At 62.1% G+C, this 16469-nt stretch carries 17 protein-coding genes, 2 tRNA genes and 1 riboswitch; of the genes, 10 read left to right on the plus strand and 9 right to left on the minus strand.

Features of this window, described 5'->3' with window-relative positions:
• The first annotated feature begins 74 nt into the window (after positions 1-74).
• From LJF34_RS09635 to LJF34_RS09660, 6 genes are all read left to right on the plus strand, one after another.
• Positions 75-147, plus strand: a tRNA-Asp gene (locus tag LJF34_RS09635).
• A gap of 133 nt (positions 148-280) precedes the next feature.
• Positions 281-700 carry a group I intron-associated PD-(D/E)XK endonuclease gene (locus LJF34_RS09640; RefSeq protein WP_255665806.1) on the plus strand — a complete coding sequence of 140 codons (420 nt, stop codon included), beginning with the start codon at positions 281-283 and terminating at the stop codon, positions 698-700.
• 119 nt (positions 701-819) lie between these two features.
• Positions 820-892: transfer RNA gene (locus tag LJF34_RS09645), tRNA-Asp, on the plus strand.
• A 366-nt stretch (positions 893-1258) separates the two neighbouring features.
• Complete coding sequence (locus tag LJF34_RS09650) at positions 1259-2860, plus strand: COG1361 S-layer family protein (protein ID WP_231184755.1); 1602 nt, start codon at positions 1259-1261, stop codon at positions 2858-2860.
• A 6-nt stretch (positions 2861-2866) separates the two neighbouring features.
• Positions 2867-5317 carry an MMPL family transporter gene (locus LJF34_RS09655; protein ID WP_231184756.1) on the plus strand — a complete coding sequence of 817 codons (2451 nt, stop codon included), beginning with the start codon at positions 2867-2869 and terminating at the stop codon, positions 5315-5317.
• An 81-nt stretch (positions 5318-5398) separates the two neighbouring features.
• On the plus strand, positions 5399-5836 hold the full coding sequence (locus LJF34_RS09660) for a universal stress protein (protein WP_231184757.1): 438 nt from the start codon (positions 5399-5401) through the stop codon (positions 5834-5836).
• Here the strand turns inward: LJF34_RS09660 and crcB (LJF34_RS09665) are convergent.
• The 3 genes from crcB (LJF34_RS09665) to LJF34_RS09675 form a co-directional block, all read right to left on the minus strand.
• Positions 5833-6195, minus strand: coding sequence for a fluoride efflux transporter CrcB (crcB, locus tag LJF34_RS09665; RefSeq protein ID WP_231184758.1), 363 nt, complete (start codon positions 6193-6195; stop codon positions 5833-5835). The genes LJF34_RS09660 and crcB (LJF34_RS09665) overlap by 4 nt on opposite strands.
• Positions 6192-6584, minus strand: coding sequence for a fluoride efflux transporter CrcB (crcB, locus tag LJF34_RS09670; protein ID WP_231184759.1), 393 nt, complete (start codon positions 6582-6584; stop codon positions 6192-6194). The genes crcB (LJF34_RS09665) and crcB (LJF34_RS09670) overlap by 4 nt, the downstream gene beginning before the upstream one ends.
• Before the next feature lie 9 nt (positions 6585-6593).
• Positions 6594-6662: riboswitch (Fluoride riboswitch) on the minus strand.
• 9 nt (positions 6663-6671) lie between these two features.
• Complete coding sequence (locus LJF34_RS09675; protein WP_231184760.1) at positions 6672-7760, minus strand: DUF87 domain-containing protein; 1089 nt, start codon at positions 7758-7760, stop codon at positions 6672-6674.
• Positions 7761-7836: 76 nt separating this feature from the next.
• Between LJF34_RS09675 and LJF34_RS09680 the strand changes: the two genes are divergently transcribed.
• The 4 genes from LJF34_RS09680 to LJF34_RS09695 all read left to right on the plus strand — a co-directional run bounded on the left by LJF34_RS09680 (position 7837) and on the right by LJF34_RS09695 (position 11858).
• On the plus strand, positions 7837-8322 hold the full coding sequence (locus tag LJF34_RS09680) for a carboxypeptidase-like regulatory domain-containing protein (RefSeq protein WP_231184761.1): 486 nt from the start codon (positions 7837-7839) through the stop codon (positions 8320-8322).
• 396 nt (positions 8323-8718) lie between these two features.
• Positions 8719-9969, plus strand: coding sequence for a hypothetical protein (locus LJF34_RS29250; RefSeq protein ID WP_342765865.1), 1251 nt, complete (start codon positions 8719-8721; stop codon positions 9967-9969).
• Between the two features lie 138 nt (positions 9970-10107).
• A complete protein-coding gene (locus LJF34_RS09690) occupies positions 10108-11124 on the plus strand; it encodes a hypothetical protein (protein WP_231184762.1) in 1017 nt (338 codons plus the stop codon).
• An 89-nt stretch (positions 11125-11213) separates the two neighbouring features.
• Positions 11214-11858 carry a class I SAM-dependent methyltransferase gene (locus LJF34_RS09695; protein ID WP_231184763.1) on the plus strand — a complete coding sequence of 215 codons (645 nt, stop codon included), beginning with the start codon at positions 11214-11216 and terminating at the stop codon, positions 11856-11858.
• 52 nt (positions 11859-11910) lie between these two features.
• Here LJF34_RS09695 and LJF34_RS09700 read toward each other — a convergent pair whose 3' ends face one another.
• From LJF34_RS09700 to LJF34_RS09725, 6 genes are all read right to left on the minus strand, one after another.
• Complete coding sequence (locus tag LJF34_RS09700; RefSeq protein WP_231184764.1) at positions 11911-12678, minus strand: protein-L-isoaspartate O-methyltransferase; 768 nt, start codon at positions 12676-12678, stop codon at positions 11911-11913.
• 26 nt (positions 12679-12704) lie between these two features.
• The gene (locus LJF34_RS09705) at positions 12705-13616 is read right to left on the minus strand and encodes a class I SAM-dependent methyltransferase (protein WP_231184765.1); all 912 of its coding nucleotides are present in this window, start codon (positions 13614-13616) and stop codon (positions 12705-12707) included.
• A 50-nt stretch (positions 13617-13666) separates the two neighbouring features.
• A complete protein-coding gene (locus tag LJF34_RS09710; RefSeq protein WP_231184766.1) occupies positions 13667-14317 on the minus strand; it encodes an HVO_0476 family zinc finger protein in 651 nt (216 codons plus the stop codon).
• A gap of 71 nt (positions 14318-14388) precedes the next feature.
• Positions 14389-14901, minus strand: coding sequence for a hypothetical protein (locus tag LJF34_RS09715; protein WP_231184767.1), 513 nt, complete (start codon positions 14899-14901; stop codon positions 14389-14391).
• 95 nt (positions 14902-14996) lie between these two features.
• Positions 14997-15329 carry a CHY zinc finger protein gene (locus LJF34_RS09720; protein WP_231184768.1) on the minus strand — a complete coding sequence of 111 codons (333 nt, stop codon included), beginning with the start codon at positions 15327-15329 and terminating at the stop codon, positions 14997-14999.
• Positions 15330-15344: 15 nt separating this feature from the next.
• Positions 15345-16289, minus strand: coding sequence for an aminopeptidase (locus LJF34_RS09725; RefSeq protein WP_231184769.1), 945 nt, complete (start codon positions 16287-16289; stop codon positions 15345-15347).
• Positions 16290-16469 lie beyond the last annotated feature (180 nt).

Genomic DNA, 16469 nt, shown 5'->3' on the forward strand with positions numbered 1-16469 from the left:
CTCGGTACAAACCCACATCCGGCGCGTGTTTGGAAAGCCTTAAGAGTACAAGCCAGAAAGGAGTGAATGCGAAGGCCCGGGTGGTGTAGTGGCCCATCATACGACCCTGTCACGGTCGTGACGCGGGTTCAAATCCCGCCTCGGGCGCTTTTTAACGAAACGATACTTGACGAGTGGCGACTCTCCATGGGCCGTCTTTTGCCGAGAGGAATTCGAAACAGGCAGAGTGACCCACGTAGGTTCAAAAGGGAGAGAGAACCATCCACGACCGACTGGAGAAATGAACTCGTCACGGAAAGGGGATGAAACGGAAAGTACTGTTCTGAGCAGGCTCATGGCAGTCGGGCTGTCGGTGTCCGTTCCGTTCGGGGACAGCGATAGGTACGACCTTGTGGCCGACGACGGGCAAACCCTCTATCGGGTACAGTGTAAAACTGGAAGTTGGATAAATGGTACAGTTCGGTTCAACCTCTATACGTCGACGGTCAGTGCTGGCGGGCGTGTGGACTCAAGGTACACCGCGGAGGAGATAGACGTGTACGCGGTGTACTCCCAAAGAACCGACGATGTTTATTGGATACCAATTCACGAAACCGGTTCCGGGGAGATGCGTCTTCGAGTCGAGGAACCGCATCCGAAAGCGCCCACGTCGAAAATCAACTGGGCAAGTGACTACACGCTGGCGACGGTATTCGACTGACCAACGCATCATTCTGTCACACTGAAACAAAGCAAACACCCACATCGAGTCAATCATTATCACTGAGCGACGAAATCGACACCCCTTAATAAGGTCGGCAAAAAGGAGATAATACGAAGGCCCGGGTGGTGTAGTGGCCCATCATACGACCCTGTCACGGTCGTGACGCGGGTTCAAATCCCGCCTCGGGCGTTCTTCCTGATTTCGATCCGTGAGCGACGCTTGCGTCGAGCGAACATCAAATCAAGAGGACCTCAAAGGGGTTTGAAGCAGACCGAGGTTCTGCACGTAGTGCAGGTTCTCGGGCGTGGTTCAAATTCCGAAAGACGCGGAGCGTCTTTCGGCCCTCGCAAACGCACGCGTTTGCTCAGTCCCGCCTCGGGCGTTCTCCCTGATTTCGATCCGTGAGCGACGCTTGCGTCGAGCGAGAAGTCCTCGGAAACCCGCCGCTCAGTCCAGTCCGACGGGGGTAACCTATAGGAATCGCGACGACGTGACAGCAGAGCGGGGGAAACGAATGGCACAAACGGGGGAGACGAGTTCGGTGGGACGCGGCGGATGAACGGGCGAACGGGACTCTCGATAGGACTCCTGTTGCTGGTCGTACTAGCGGGCGTGTGGCCGGGAGCAGTGGGTTCGAGCAGCGAGTCGGCTATCGAGCAGGGAACGCCGGGACCGACGGGGGAGTTCAGAATCGTCTCCGTCGCTTCGAACGTCCCGATAAACGGGACGGGGAACCTGTCCATCACGTTCGAGAACACGGGAGAGGACGTTTCGAACGCGAGCATTCGGGTGCGGTCGCCGAACGAGAGCGTTCGGTTCGGGCCGTCGCAGACGGCGCGTAAATTCGTCGGAAATTGGTCGGCGGGCGAGCGGCGGACGGTCAAATACGGCCTGCTCGCCGAGGAGTTCGCGGAGGCGAGACAGTACCCGTTCGAGGCGGTCATCTCGTTCACCGACGCCGACGGGGAACGTGAACGGGCGGGACCGTACACGTTCGATGTGCAACCGACCGACCGAGTTCAACTGGAGCGGTTCGAGGTGACGAGCGTTTCTTCGAACGTTCAGTCCGGCGATACGGGGGTAGTTTCGCTGAGCGTGGAGAACACGGGACGCGACGTGGACGACGCCGTGGTGTCGCTTCAGTCCGCGAACGAACAGCTCACGCTCGGACGGTCGCAGAACGCCAGTCAGTTCGTGAGCGAGTGGTCGTCGAACGAACGGGAAACCTTCCAGTATCGGGTGACGGCGAGCAACGACACGGTCGGCGGGAACTACCCGTTCAGCCTCTCGATTTCGTATCGCGAGAACGGAACGCGGAATCGGACGGAACCACACCTCATCGGCGTCATACCGGACCCGGAACAGTCGTTTTCGCTGGGGAACCTGAACAGCACGTTGCATGTGGGACAGGAGGGGACCGTCTCCGGCACCGTGACGAACGAAGGGCCACAGCGCGCGCCGAGCGCCGTTCTCGTGCTCGTGTCACGCGGAGGGAATACCACCGTGTCGCCGAAGGAGACGGAGTACGCGCTCGGAACGCTCGACTCGGGCGAATCGTCCCCGTTCGATTTTCAAATCGACGTGAGCGACGCCGCCGACCGCGGCCCGCGACAACTGTCGTTCGTGGTGCGATACCAGAATCAGGACGGCGACCCGCGACAGAGCAAATCCCTCGACGCCCAGGTGACGGTGGGTCCACGTCGGGACGAGTTCCGTCTGGACGCGAAGCGAACCTCGGTCGAATCGGGTTCGACGGCGACGGTTTCGTTCGTCGTCACGAACAACGAGAATCGGACCCTCCGAAACATCGACGCGCAGGCGTTCGTGGACAGTCCATTGACCATAAACGACAACGGGGCGTTCATCGAGAAACTGGAACCGAACGAATCGGCGACCATCAGATTCGACGTCGGTGCAGACGGGGGAACGCTCGCGAACGCGTATCCGATGTCGGTCGATTTCCAGTACGACACGCCGGATGGGGAGACGAAACTCACCGACACGTACGAGGTTCCGGTTCGAGTGACGACACCGAGACAGGGCGGAGTGCTGTCGTTTTCGAGCGGGTCCGGTGGGCTCATCGTGGTCGGTATAATCACCCTTCTGTTCGCCATCGGTGTCGTCCTCTTCGTGCGCCGTCGGCGGCAACGGCGGTGAGTCCCGATGGTGGACTACCAGCGCGTCATCGATTGGCTCGACGTGTGGATCGCTGACCGGTCGAAAACGGTGATTCTCGTCTTTCTCGTCCTGACGGTCGTTTTCAGCGTCGGACTGACCCGCGTCTCCACCGAATCCGGGACGAGCCAGTTCACCGAGAACAGCCCCGCACAGGAGGCGTTCGATGCCGTCAACCGCGAGTTCACGCCGCCGTTCGCGGTCGAAAACGGGAGCACACAGCTCATCCAAACCGGTCGGAACGTGCTCTCGAAGCCGGAACTGGTGGCGATGTTGGAGGCGCAGTATCGGCTCGAACGCCGCGCCGACCTTCGGGTTTCCTCGACGACGAGCGCGGCGAGAATCGTCGCCGTGACGCTCGACCCGAACGCGACGACGCTCGAAGCCCAACTTCGTGCCGTTCGGCGTGCGCCCGACTCCGACGTCGAAGCGGCGGTCCGGCGTGCGGCGACGGATCCCGGATTTCGCGCCCTGTTGAGCAAGGATTTCAACCGCCGCTCCGCCTCCGCGTCGGCGACGATAGGCATCGTGGAACACGAGATTCCGCGGGGGCTCGAACAGCAAGCAGGCGCTGAAGCGAGCGAAAACGATCCTTTGACACGAATTCAAGTGCGGTCCCAGTCGGTCGTCGGCAGCGTCGATAGCGACGTCCGCGTGTTCGGAAGCGGCATCATCTCCTCGGAGCTGTCCAGCGTCACCTTCGACTCGCTCATCATCGTCACGCCCGCGGCGGCGGTACTGATACTCGTCTTCCTGCTCTTCGCCTACCGCGACCCTCTGGACCTCCTGCTCGGCGTCGTCTCGCTGGTGATGACCATCGTCTGGACGCTGGGATTCATGGGGTGGTTGGGCATCCCGTTCACGCAACTGCTCGTCGCGGTGCCGCCCCTGCTCCTCGCGGTCGGCATCGACTACGGTATCCACGCCATCAACCGCTACCGCGAGGAACGCGTCACCGGACTCGAAATCGGACGGTCGATGCGGCGAACGACGGACCAACTCCTCGTCGCCTTCTTCATCGTCACCGGAACGACCGTGTTGGGTTTCGCGTCGAACCTGACCAGCAACCTGCAACCGATTCGGGAGTTCGGACTGGTCGCCGCGATAGGAATCTCGGTCACGGCGCTCATCTTCGGCATATTTCTCCCGGCGGCGAAGGTGGCGACCGACAGGTTCCGATACCGCGTCGGACTGCCCGTGTTTGGCCTTCGACCGCTCGGCGAGGAGGGGTCCGTTTTGGGCCAGTTCCTACAGGGAAGCGTCACGCTCGCCCGCCGCGGTGCCCCGGTCGTTCTCGCCGTCGCACTCCTCACCACCGCCGTTTCGGGCTACTACGCGACCGGCATCGACACGTCGTTTTCGAACGAGGATTTCCTGCCACCGGAGCAGACGCCGGGATATCTGCAATCGCTTCCCGAACCGTTCGCGCCGGGGACGTACACCGTCACCGAGACGACGAACTTCCTCGACGAGAAGTTCGCCCGCGTCGAGGGGGATACCGTGACGATATACGTACAGGGGCCGCTTCGCGAGGATTACGCGCTCGAATCGATTCAGCACGCCAACCGAAACCCGCCGAAGTCGTTCGCCCAAACGGACAGACGGGCGGAGTCCGAAAGCATCATCACAGTCATTCGGAATTACAGCAGTCAGTCACCCGAGTTCCGGCGGTTGGTCGCTCGGAACGACGACGACGGGGACGGCGTTCCCGACGACGACCTCGGAGCGATTTACGACCGATTGCTCTCCTCGCCCGCCCGTGGGCAAGCGCTCCAGTACATCACGGAGGACCAGCGGAGCGCACAGGTCGTCTACACGATGAAAAGCGGTGCGTCGCAGGGGGAAATCACTCGTGACGCACAGCAAGTGGCCGGACGCTACCGCCTCGATGCGACCGCGACCGGCGAAATCGTCGTCTTCCAATCCATCGCTGACATTATCTTCGCGTCCGCGTTGCGAAGCCTCGCAACTGCACTCATCGCCACGGCGGTTTTCCTCGCGCTCGTCTATCGCATGCTCGTCGGTCGGGCCGCCTTCGGCGTCATCAACCTCTTTCCCATCGTCGTCGCCGTCTCGCTCTTGGCGGGTACGATGCGGTTGTTCGGCATTCCGTTCAACGCGCTGACGGCGACGGTGTTAGCGATCGCTCTCGGACTGGGAACGGACTACTCCGCCCACGTCGTCCACCGGTTCACCGACGAGTTCGAAGACGAGTCGGACGTGTTCGCCGCCCTCACCCGCACCGTTCGAGGAACCGGTGGAGCGTTGACCGGCAGCATGCTCACGACCGTCGCCGGAACCGGGGTCCTCGTCCTCGCCATCACGCCCGTCCTCGGCCAGTTCGGACTCGTGACGGCATTGAGCATCTTCTACTCCTACCTCACGGCACTCGTGCTGACGCCATCGGTCATCGTCGTATGGCAGCGCTATTTCACGTGAAGATTCGGGGAAGCATGGAGTTCACGTGAGGAATCCGGAACCGGGGTACAGTTATGCCGTTTCCCATCCAAATTTCCGGGGATGTACGACGAGATACTCGTTCCCACCGATGGCAGCGCCGAAATCGAGGACGCCATCGCGGAAGCGCTCGACCTCGCGGGGTTCACCGGCGGGCGCGTTCACGCGGTGTCCGTCGTCGATACGCGTGAGTACAGCACACTCTCCGACGCGAAGTGGCTCAGCATCGAACGCGACAGAGCCGAGGGGGGAGAACACGCGATTTCGACCGTTCGAGAGCGGGCAAACGAACGAAGGGTTCCGGTGGAAACCGAACTCCTCAGAGGACTGCCCCACGAGGAGATACTGGCGTACGCGGACGACCACGGAATCGACATCATCGTGATGGGAACTCACGGTCGAAGCGGATTCCAGCATTTTCTGAACGGGAGCGTCACCGAGAAGGTCATCAGAAACACCGATTTACCCGTACTCGTCGTTCGAGTGGCGGCGGAATCCTAACCGAGGAGTTGGACCACGCCCCACGCCAGCCCGATGGCGACTCCGGCACCGACGAGGGTGCCGACGGAGTTGACAGTGGCACGGAGGCGTTCGCCGGTCTCCCACAGTCGAAACGTCTCGAAGGAGAACGACGAGAAGGTCGTAAACGACCCACACGCGCCGGTTCCGAGCAGGAGCGCGATTTGATTGTCGACGGAGAGGAACGTGATGAGGCCGAGGACGAAACTCCCCACGACGTTCACCGTGAGCGTCCCGATGGGGAACTCCTCGGCGTCGATTCGTTCGCCCACGAAATGGCGGCACAGCGCACCGATCGCCCCGCCGGTTCCCACGATATGCGCGGGGTCGAGTGAGGTCATTCGCCGACCCCCCCGTTGACTCGTCGGGCGAGCGAACGACCGAGGAAGACACCCAAAAGCCCGAGTCCGTAGTTGGCGACGACGTTTCCGGCCATCCAAAGCGGCGACGCCGCCTGCGTGGTCTGAACGGCGAACGTGCTGTACGTGGTGAACGAGGAAAGAAACCCCGTACCGACGACGAAGTGGGTCTGGTCCGCGAGGTAACCCATGTAGATGGCCTCGTACAGGATGAACCCGAGCGCGAAACAGCCCGCGACGTTCGCGATGAGCGTTCCCGTCAATCCGGGTTCGGCGAGGCTGACGAAGTACCGAAGATTGGATCCCGCAAACCCGCCGACGCCTATCAACAACAGGACCTCTATCGTGTGGAGTGGATGCTTGCTTCCCATATCTGTGGCTCTCGAAAAGGAGTCATCAGCCGACGTGTTCGGCGGTTGGGGGAGGCGGACTCCATCGCCCGGTTACTCCGCTACTCCTTATCGAACGCACTTAACGGACTCGAAAGGACGCGGCGATTCGTTCTCTTCTCCTGTCTCACTGGTCAGTGCGCTCGCACTCGGACTGCCGCCGCCGTGTTCGACCCGTCGCGTGCGAATTTGCACGGCGTGAACGCTTTCGGTCGCGTCATCCACGACGAGCGCCGACCCCGGTTTTTCGGGCATTCGGTCGGTGAACGGCCCGTGCATGTAGGTCGGGCGGGCGCGGGCGAGCGCCTCGCGGTCGGCCTGTGAGGTCAAACGATGGGCCACGAGGATGTCGGCCTGTGAAACCGCATCCTCCGGAAGCGCGGCCGGGCGTTGGGTCGCGGCGACGAAACTGACGCCCGGCCGCCGTCCACGGGTGAGGACGGTTCGAAGCGCCGGAGCGGCGATTCCGTCGAAGAAGGCGTGTGCCTCGTCCACGACCAACCACGGGAGCGTCGCCACCGAGTCCGTGACCCGAGCGCGGTACAGGTCCTCCACGACCGCTCGAACGACGGCGTTCATCGGCGCAGCGTCGTAGCCCGAACAGTCCAGTATCGTCGCCGTCGCCCCGGAGAGACAGTCCGCCGCGGTGAGTCCATCGGGAGAGAACACGCCCCAGGAATCGGCGAGCGCAAGGTGATTCCGGGCCGTCCGGCGGGTTGCCTGCACCGCGTCCGCGTTTCCGACGTATTCCTTCATCGCGGCGAGTGTGTCCGTCTTCGCGGCCGCCTGCCAGACCAGCGACCCGGCCGAACTCTCGTGATCGAGGCCCAGTAACGCACACCACGCTCGCGGCGAGAGTGCGCCCGCGGACACGCGAGGTTCGTCGACGACCGAGAACCCCGGAACGTCCGCGAACGTACGAAACGCGCCCATCGGGTCGACAACGACGGGGGAAACCCCCGCGGCGGCCGCGAGTTCTTCAACCAGCACGCCGAGGGTGTAGGACTTTCCGTACCCGCGTTTGCCGACGACCAACGCGGCGTGTGGCCCGTCCAAATCGATTTCGACGGCGGCACCCGCGCTGCCGTCACGTGCCCGGTAGGTTCCGAGCGCACCCGAGATACCGCCGTCGTCCGCTCGCCCCAGAACGTCCGTCATGTCCGGTGCTGGTCCCGGCTTCCATGATAAACCCTCGGACGAAGGTTTATGTCCGAAACCGGAACCACTCCGGGGCATGTCAATCCGTCAGCGGTTCGAGGAGGTACGAACTCACCGCACGGTCCAGTTGTTTCGGTCGGACGACCGCGCCATCGAGGGGCTTCCGATTCGACTCGTCATCGCGCTCGTCGTGGGCGTCGCCAGCCTGAGCGTCATGATGAACATGTTGTCGGGCCTCAACGGGTTGGCGGTGAGCGAACTGGACGCGAAACCGGCCCCCGAAGTGGTGCAACCGGGCCACCGATCCGTCGACATATCGGTCATCGATTCGGACGGGAAACCGGTCGCAGGGGCGACCGTCGTCGTGAAAGGCGATTCCGCCACGCTGGAGCATATTCGGACGGCGACGACCGGGAAGAACGGGGAAGCCACGCTCTCGATACGGCCCGGGCTGGGACCGAATCAGGAGGAAGGAACGCTCGAAGTGGACATCAAGCCACCCGCCGGAAGCGAGTTCGCCGACAAGCGAGAGAACACGCGGATTTTGGTGGTATCCGAGTAGGAAACGAAGGCAAACCCGGTTTCCCACCGGCATTTCGATGAGGAATGGCGTCGTTACTCGTGAGTGCTGTTCAATGGTACCCACCCAATTCAAATAGGAACAGCTATCAACCCCCTCTACCACCGTCACAGCAATGGCAATGGCACGTTGCCGCCACTGCGGTGTGCAAATGATAGGGTCGTCTTACCCCGAGACGATGAAATGGTACCACGACCACCTTCGGGAAACACATCCGAAAGCGTGGGTTCGCGCATAATCACGGCGAAAACGCTTGCGTATTCGGACGAATTTCTCGTCCGAGCGAGGCGGAGGACAGCACTGTAAACGCGGTCACGAAAAGGGGCGTTTGCTCCACGCGGCCTTCTCCCTTTAGGGAGTGTTGCGCGTAGTAGACGTATGTCCCGGGAAACAACCGAGGAGGGAATCGAACGGGGGAAGCGAAACGCGCTCGCCGCGTGGATACTCATCGGTTCGATCGGTATCGCCGTCCTCGTGAGCGTTCTCGACGGGGACTTCCTCTGGTCGGGGTTCGGACTCGTCGCGCTCGCGGTTGCGCTGATACCCGTCGGAACGTATCGCCGGGCAACGGCGATGGTTCCGTGGGAATCCCTTCTCCTCGTCGCAATTCCCATCCTGAGCGTTCCGTTCGGGCCGGTTTTGCCCCGGTCCGTCGCCGTGTTTCTGTCCGTCGCGGCGCTCGCGCTCGTGGTCTCGGTGGAGATGGACGCCTTCAGCACGGTCGAACTCTCCCCGTCGTTCGCAGTTCTATTCGTCGTCGTCACGACGATGGCAATCGCCGGTGCGTGGGCGGTCATCCAATGGGTCGTCGACGTAACGACGGGAATGCAGAACTTACAGAACCTTCGTGCCGTGATGTGGTCGCTGTTCGCGGCCACCGGAGTAGGAATCGGGGCAGGAATCCTGTTCGCGGCGTACTTCCAACGAATCGACCCGCGGCGGTTCGGCTTTCGGGACGGAGGTAAGCGACGCGAATCGGAGGAGATGACGGCCGTGAAGTCGTCCGAAGGGTGGCTCTCGGATCGACAGCAACGGCGTCTGGTGCGAGCGCTTCAGGTGGTTCTCGTCGGCGTGCTTGCGTTCGGCGTGTACCGAGCGAACATCGGCATCATCGTCAACACGGCGGTCGCGCTCGCGCTGATGGAGTTACCGGCGGTACTCGAACGGGATTATCGTCTCCCCATCGACGCGGGCCTGACGCTCTGGATAGTCGTCCCGGTCTTTCTGCACGCTATCGGAACCGTCGGGCTATACCACTCGATCGGACTGTGGGATCAACTGACCCACACCCTCTCGTCGTCGCTCGTCGCCGCCGCGGGATACACGACGGTTCGAGCGCTCGACATCCACGCGGACTCCGTCTACCTCCCAAAGACGTTCATGGTGCTGTTCATCCTGCTGTTCACGCTCGCGTTCGGCGTCCTCTGGGAACTGTTGGAGTTCGGACTCGATGGACTCGCGACGACGCTGGGAACGGCGAGCGTCCTGTCGCAGTACTCGCTCGAAAACACGATGCTCGATTTGGTCTTCGACAGCGTCGGCGGAATCATCGTCGCTATCTGGGGAGCAGCACACCTGTCCAACGTCTCCGATGCAGTTGCCGCGCGGTTTGACACTGGGACGGAGTGACGGCTATTCGACTCGGCACCGAACGGAACGCGTTACCGGTCGAACCGGCGTCGAATGAGAGAGTCGCTTCGGTTTGTGCGATAGGTCGCTCGAAAACGGGGAGAACTCCTACGTTGTTGGCTCCACTCTTTTCCGTGCATGAATCGACCCGAAAACCCGTCTCCGACGGCGAGAGGTTCGGCCGTCGGGTGGTTTCTGTTGGATGCCAACCGGATGGTCATCGTGAGCGTGCTGACTGTCAGTTGCTTCGTGCTGCTGTTGAGTCTCGGCGCGCTCGGTCTCCCCTTCGCAGAGATGTTTCGCCGCGGGGACACGATAGAAACGCTATTTCAAACCCTCCTCGGCGTGCTTATCACCGGAATGACGCTCGTCGTCTCGATAAATCAACTCGTCCTCTCCCAGGAGTTCGGATCGCTCGGTCGGCAAAACGAACGAATGCAGAAGTCGATGGATTTCCGCGAAGAGTCCGAAGAGGAGTTTCGATGGGTCGGTCCGCCGGAACCGGATCGGTTCCTCGAAACGCTGATCAATACGAGCGTCGATCGGGCGCTCGCGGTTCAGGACTCCGTCGAGGGAAACCCCGATAGAACGCTTCGAAAGCGGGTCGGCCAAATGGTCGAACGGATCACCGAGAGCGCCGATGGTGTCGACGACCGGTTGGAAGATGCACAGTTCGGCGAGTTCACGATAATGCGTGCCGCCCTCGATTACAACTACTCGTGGAAGATATACATGATTCGTCGGGTGTTTCGGGAACACCGGGAGAGTTTGAACGAGGAGCAAAAGGAGGCGTTCGCCGACGTCGTCGATATCCTCGAACTGTTCGGTCCGGCGGAGGAGTTCTTCAAGGCCCACTACCTCCAGTGGGAACTGGTGAACCTCTCGCGTCGAATCCTCTTCGCCGGAATCCCGGCGCTGATCGTGCTGGTCGCCGGCGCACTCTATCTGAAACCGGCAACCGTCTCCGGTTCGCTTCTCACCGTTCCTCTGCTCATCTGGCTGGTCACCCTCGTCGTCACGTTCGCGTTGATCCCGTTCTTCGTCTTCACCGCCTACGTCCTCCGAACGGCCTCGATAGCGAAAGAAACTGGAGCGATCGGTCCGTTCGTGCTACACGAGTCGGAGCGCGACCCGCTCATCAGTTGGGACGACTGACACTCCCGACGACACCCGTCCACGGCCGCCTCCCTACTCCGCGCCGACGGCCTAGAAACCTATGGGAGTTCCGTCCGTCGATTCTCGTGATGAGTTCCCCCGAAGACGGATTCGACGAGGCGTACGCCGGAACACCGCCGTGGGACATCGGCCGACCCCAGTCGGCCATCCGTTCCCTGTTCGAGACGGACGCGGGATCGTTCGAGAGACCGATTCTCGATGTCGGCTGTGGAACCGGGGAAAATTCGTTCTTCCTCGCCGACCGCGGCTATTCGGTTCTCGGCGTCGACGCGTCCCCACGAGCCATCGAGAAGGCGAGAGAAAAGGCGAAAACCCGCGACGTGGCGGGGAATATCGACTTTCGAGTGCAGGACGCGCTTTCGCTTGCGGACCTCGGCGAGGAGTTCGGGGTCGTCCTCGACTGCGGCCTGTTTCACGTCTTCGACGACGAAACCCGGCGAACCTACGTTTCGTCGTTGGAGAGTATCGTTGCGTCGGACGGACACGTCGTCATTCTCTGCTTTAGCGACCGAGAGCCGGGCGAGTGGGGACCTCGCCGAATCAGCGAGAGGGAGCTTCGAACGGCGTTTTCCGACGGCTGGGCGGTCGAATCCATCGACCCTGCTCGCTTCGAAGTCAACGCCGGGCACGACGAGGTAAACCCGTCGAACGGCGATAGCGTCGAAGCGTGGTTGGCGGTCGTTCGACGCGCTGAAGGGGAAAATCGGGAGTAAAGTAGAGTAAGAGAGAAGAAAGAGGAAGGCAGGGAAGGATAGCTCGCGACGATTACAACCCGTAGCCGTCCCAGTCTATCCAATCGTGTTCCCATCCACGGCGTGTCTGGGCGTGACGTTCGGCGAACTCGCGGTCCTCGCGGTCGGTGCGGTTGCGTTCGATCGTGTCAGACTGCTCGCCGTCCACGAGGAGCGGTGCGAGCGAAAGCGTGCCGAACTCCCGTTCGATTTCGGGGGCACCGTCGGCAGTTCGTTCGACGGCGGCCAACTTCTGTGTCCCCCCGCCGAGGGGAAGGACCAACCGCCCGTCCGAACGCAACTGTTCGACGAGGGTCCGCGGCGGTTCGATGACCGCCGCTTCCACGAGGATGCGGTCGAACGGGGCGTATTCGGGCAGACCGTCGGCACCGTCGCGACAGTCCACGAAGACGCCGCCGTAACCAGCAGAAGAGAGGTTTTGCCGGGCTTCGTAGACGATTGTCCGCGTGATATCGACCGCGTGGACGTTCTCCTCGCCGACGACTTCGGCCAGCACCGCCGACGTGTACCCGACGCCGGCACCGACGACGAGGACGGAATCCGTCTCGCGAACGTCGAGGGCTTCCAGCAGTCGGGCGACCGTACTCGGGGCCAGAATTCGCGTCCCTCGGTGGTCGAACGACTGGTCCGAGTAGGCGCCGTCGCTGGCTTCGAGGGGGACGAATTCGTGACGGGGGACCGTCCGAAGCGCGAGGCTGACGGACTCGCTCCTGACGAGTCCCCCCTTCAGTTCGTGTTCGAGGCTGGCGACCATATCGTCGCGCAGCGCCGCCGGTTCCATGGATTCGGATTGGGCACCGACGTTCTTCAATGGCGCGGCCTGTGCCCGACGACTGCTTGCTGATTCGTGCCCGGAACGTCCCGAATTTCGAACGTCTCGAACCCGGCGTCGTCGAACCACTCGCGGAACTGATCGGCGGTGTAAGTATCCCCGTTTTCGGTCACAGCGAGCATGTGTGCGCCGAACATCGCCGCGCCGTCGGTGCGTCCTCGAACGTGGTCGATGAAAACCGCGACGCCGCCGGGGTCGAGCGCGTCGTAGACGTTCGCCACGAGTTCGCGGTTCTCCTCCGGGCCGAGGGCGTGTGCGACCCGCGCGCAGAACGCGAGGTCGAACCCGGTCGGGAGGTCGTCGGTCGCGTCGCCGGAGACGAGCGCGACGGGTTCGCGTTCGAGGAACTTCCGGTCGATGTCGATGACGTCCGGTCGGTCCAACAGCGTCACGTCGTAGCCGCGGCGGGCGAACTCGGTGGAGAAACTCCCGGGACCCCCGCCGATGTCGAGGACGCGTTCCGCCTCCGGGTATTCGTGGACCGCTTCGGTCACGGCGGAACGAACCGTCGTCTCATCGACCGTCGCCATCGCGCCCATGAAGTTCGTCGTCCACGAGTCGGAGTGTTCGGGAGGCGTCCCGGTTCGCATCGTCTCGGGGAGCGAAAACCAGCGGTCGAGGCAGTCCATCTGGTGTGGCACCGTTCCGATAGAGCGCACGTCGGTTTTAGCAAACAAGCCGAGCGCACGGTTGGTCGCCTCATACTCGCCATCGACCGTTTCGAGGAACCCCAACTCGGCCATCGCGGAGAGCGTGATTCGGGCCGACCGCTCGGTAACGTCGGTTTCGGCGGCGACCTCCTCGGGCGTTCCGGCGTGAAACATGACGGCGTCGACGATACCCGTCTCCCGGGCGGCCCACAGCAAGCACAGTTCGCGATAGTCCATGCGGAATCGACGGCCGCGAGTCGAAAAAAGCTACGTGCAGGACGGTCGGCCTACCACGCCGACCACGCCGTCGAACCCTCGTCCTCGGCGTAGATTCGCTTCACGTCCTTGGCGAGGACGGCGTCCCCGTCGAAGTCCAGTCGGTCGTGGTCGTAACCGGACGCGTCGTCCGTGACGAGGATGCCGTCGATGGTGAACTCCTCGTTCGCCAGTTCCTCGGTTTCGCCGACGACGAACTCGTAGTCGCCGGGGATGCTCACCTTGATGCCACGGGAGTTGTCCCGACGGCCGTCGTTGGGGTGAATCGTGACGTTGACGCTGACGTTGTCCACGGCGCGCGTCCAGATGGTTTCCACGTCGGGAGCCAACGACTCTTCTACTCGGCGGTCCCCGTCCTGTTCGAGGCTGGTGATCCTGACGACGAAGATTGCCTCGTCGGTTTCGAGGACGAACTCCTCGCCGACGGCGAGCGTCTCTTCCACCGGCACGTCGGCCTTCGCGGTGAACGACTCGCCGTCCTGCGAGACGACGACGTCTATCTCCTCGGTCTTCTCCTCCTCTATTTTCGTCTTGTGAACGTGGTCGCACTCCGTACATCGCACCGTCGCCTGTCCGCCCGGCTTGAGGACTTCGTGAACCGTCTCCAAATCGGGGGAACAGGATGGGCAGACGACTGCCACGCGTTCCGCTGTATCGCTCATGGAGCGGTGTAGGAAGTCAGGCCGTAAAAGTGCGTGGAGTTGGACGAAGGCGGAAATCGGACGACTGTCGTTCAGTTTCGATTATCGTTGCTGAACGGTTTCTCGTAGACGACGCCGTCGTCATCCGTGACGTGCTTGACGACAACCCGAGATGGGAGGCTCGATTCAAATCGGACATCAGTGACATACAGGATGGGTCCCAGTTCCAAATTGCAGGTATCGTGGTGAATGTAGTCATCGAAGACGGCGACGATGAGGGTATCGGACGATTCGACGTACCGAACCGTCCTGAGTTCAGTTTCCATGCACGAACGACTGCCGCTTGGAATCCGGCCACCAACTCGAATGCGACCGTCAGCCGAATCGAACTCGACGTTCGCGTGATTGGAGAGGGAGTCATCCGGCATGTCTCCGGAGGCATAGCGCTCATCAAAGTCCACGAGTTCGAACCGATAACCCGTTATCGGTGGTTCAGTTCGGATGGAGAACTTCTTGTCGCGGCGATAATCGAACCGTTGAGCGACGACAGCAGTCCCGCCGACGAGCGGGACGGCGAGTCCTGCGAGGAGGGCACGGCGATTCATACCAACCATTCAGCCAGCACGAATTAATGCTTTTGTGGTGAGTGAAACGGTTACCGTATCCATCGAGCATCCGACGTGACGGATTCGACCCGAACTCACCCGTCGAAGTACAACTCGTAGTGGTTCGCACACCCCGGATTGAATTCGGCGTCGCATTCGGGACACTTCGAATCACACTCCAAATACTCCGCAATCGTCAGCTCTGTACCGCACACACCGCACAGCACCGCCTCCGCGTCCCGCCGATTTTCGGCCCACGTCTCCCGTGCATGGTCGGCAACCGCGTCGTGACACCGGAAACAGGGATAGTATTCGTCACAACACGGCAACCGAATGGCGATCACGTCGCACTCGCTGTCGTAGTGCGAACAGCGCGTCTCTGCGTCTACTTCGACGCCGTGGACTTCGGTTCCGTGGACGATTTGCATGCTGTAAATCGGATTCTACGGTCGTGGCAGTTCGACTTCCTCGCCGTCGGCGTACACCGTCGGGTCCCGAACGATGCCATCCAAGTGAAGCGGGGCGTCCGTGTCGCCGCCGATGCCAGCATCGTCGCCGATGGCGATGTGGACCGTGCCGCCCGCCTTCTCGTCCAGCAGGACGGAGCCGACGAGTTCGGACACGGCGACGTTCGTTCCGATGCCGAGTTCGGCGAGGTTGTAGGCGTCCCGCCCGACTTCCTCGGCCGCCGTCTCGACCTGCTCGCGGATTTCGTTGTCGCTGATTTCGGTGACGTAGCCGTCCTCGACTTCGAATTCGAGGGTCTGGCCGTCGTCGAGGAGGCCGTGGGGGCGCATGGTGCCGTCCACGACGTATTTGCCGTTCGCGTTCTCGGGGCTGACGAACACCTCGCCCGCGGGGAGGTTGGTGAAGTCGCCGGGGTCGTGACAGAGGCCGGTGTCGTCGAACCACTCGCGGTCGCCGGGTTCGAAGGTGATGTCGGTACCCGCCTCGGTCGTGACGCGGATTTCCTCGGCACCCTCGACCTGTGCGAGGACGTCCTTGCAGTGCCGGTTGATGGCCTCGTAGTTGGCGGCGAGACCGGTGACCATCACTTCCTTCGTGATGCCGGGAAGGGTGGCGATTCGCGCGCCCTCCTCGTTCGCGTTTCCACGGGCGCGGGTGTGACTGAGGCTCTTCGTCGTCGGCGCGAGGACGACGTCGGCGGCGGCCATCGCAGCGGCCACGGCCGCTGGCGGTTCCTCCCCGTGTTGGTTTCCGACCGGATAACGCGTGATGGTGACGTCGTCGGTTACCCCGCTGGCGGTGTCGTACAGCGCCTTGCCGATGTCCCAGCGCTTGTCGTCCGTGATTATCGCACACGACTCGTCGGCTTCGAGCGCCATACACTGCTCGACGGCCGTCCTCGCAGCGTCGTCCATGCTCATGGTTGGGCGGTTACGTTCCGGAGCGGTTAGGTGTTCCCTTTCGGTGCGAATGGGAGCGGAAAACCTCGGTTCTCCGAGACGTGAATTCCCCCGAAAACCACCGAATTACTCGCTATCGAGTTGTTTTGTCGCATCGTCGCTCGAAACCGTTTTAGTCGCGGGGGTTGGACCCGCAGGTGT

It is taken from the genome of Haladaptatus sp. DYF46 (genome assembly GCF_021083305.1).
Lineage (GTDB): Archaea > Halobacteriota > Halobacteria > Halobacteriales > Haladaptataceae > Haladaptatus.

What these genes read in the sequence shown, in the direction of transcription:
- LJF34_RS09640 (WP_255665806.1), top strand. Translation starts at nt 281, where the DNA reads ATGAACTCGTCACGGAAAGGGGATGAAACGGAAAGTACTGTTCTGAGC.
- LJF34_RS09650 (WP_231184755.1), top strand. Translation starts at nt 1,259, where the DNA reads ATGAACGGGCGAACGGGACTCTCGATAGGACTCCTGTTGCTGGTCGTA.
- LJF34_RS09655 (WP_231184756.1), top strand. Translation starts at nt 2,867, where the DNA reads ATGGTGGACTACCAGCGCGTCATCGATTGGCTCGACGTGTGGATCGCT.
- LJF34_RS09660 (WP_231184757.1), top strand. Translation starts at nt 5,399, where the DNA reads ATGTACGACGAGATACTCGTTCCCACCGATGGCAGCGCCGAAATCGAG.
- crcB (WP_231184758.1), bottom strand. Translation starts at nt 6,195, where the DNA reads ATGACCTCACTCGACCCCGCGCATATCGTGGGAACCGGCGGGGCGATC.
- crcB (WP_231184759.1), bottom strand. Translation starts at nt 6,584, where the DNA reads ATGGGAAGCAAGCATCCACTCCACACGATAGAGGTCCTGTTGTTGATA.
- LJF34_RS09675 (WP_231184760.1), bottom strand. Translation starts at nt 7,760, where the DNA reads ATGACGGACGTTCTGGGGCGAGCGGACGACGGCGGTATCTCGGGTGCG.
- LJF34_RS09680 (WP_231184761.1), top strand. Translation starts at nt 7,837, where the DNA reads ATGTCAATCCGTCAGCGGTTCGAGGAGGTACGAACTCACCGCACGGTC.
- LJF34_RS29250 (WP_342765865.1), top strand. Translation starts at nt 8,719, where the DNA reads ATGTCCCGGGAAACAACCGAGGAGGGAATCGAACGGGGGAAGCGAAAC.
- LJF34_RS09690 (WP_231184762.1), top strand. Translation starts at nt 10,108, where the DNA reads ATGAATCGACCCGAAAACCCGTCTCCGACGGCGAGAGGTTCGGCCGTC.
- LJF34_RS09695 (WP_231184763.1), top strand. Translation starts at nt 11,214, where the DNA reads ATGAGTTCCCCCGAAGACGGATTCGACGAGGCGTACGCCGGAACACCG.
- LJF34_RS09700 (WP_231184764.1), bottom strand. Translation starts at nt 12,678, where the DNA reads ATGGAACCGGCGGCGCTGCGCGACGATATGGTCGCCAGCCTCGAACAC.
- LJF34_RS09705 (WP_231184765.1), bottom strand. Translation starts at nt 13,616, where the DNA reads ATGGACTATCGCGAACTGTGCTTGCTGTGGGCCGCCCGGGAGACGGGT.
- LJF34_RS09710 (WP_231184766.1), bottom strand. Translation starts at nt 14,317, where the DNA reads ATGAGCGATACAGCGGAACGCGTGGCAGTCGTCTGCCCATCCTGTTCC.
- LJF34_RS09715 (WP_231184767.1), bottom strand. Translation starts at nt 14,901, where the DNA reads ATGAATCGCCGTGCCCTCCTCGCAGGACTCGCCGTCCCGCTCGTCGGC.
- LJF34_RS09720 (WP_231184768.1), bottom strand. Translation starts at nt 15,329, where the DNA reads ATGCAAATCGTCCACGGAACCGAAGTCCACGGCGTCGAAGTAGACGCA.
- LJF34_RS09725 (WP_231184769.1), bottom strand. Translation starts at nt 16,289, where the DNA reads ATGAGCATGGACGACGCTGCGAGGACGGCCGTCGAGCAGTGTATGGCG.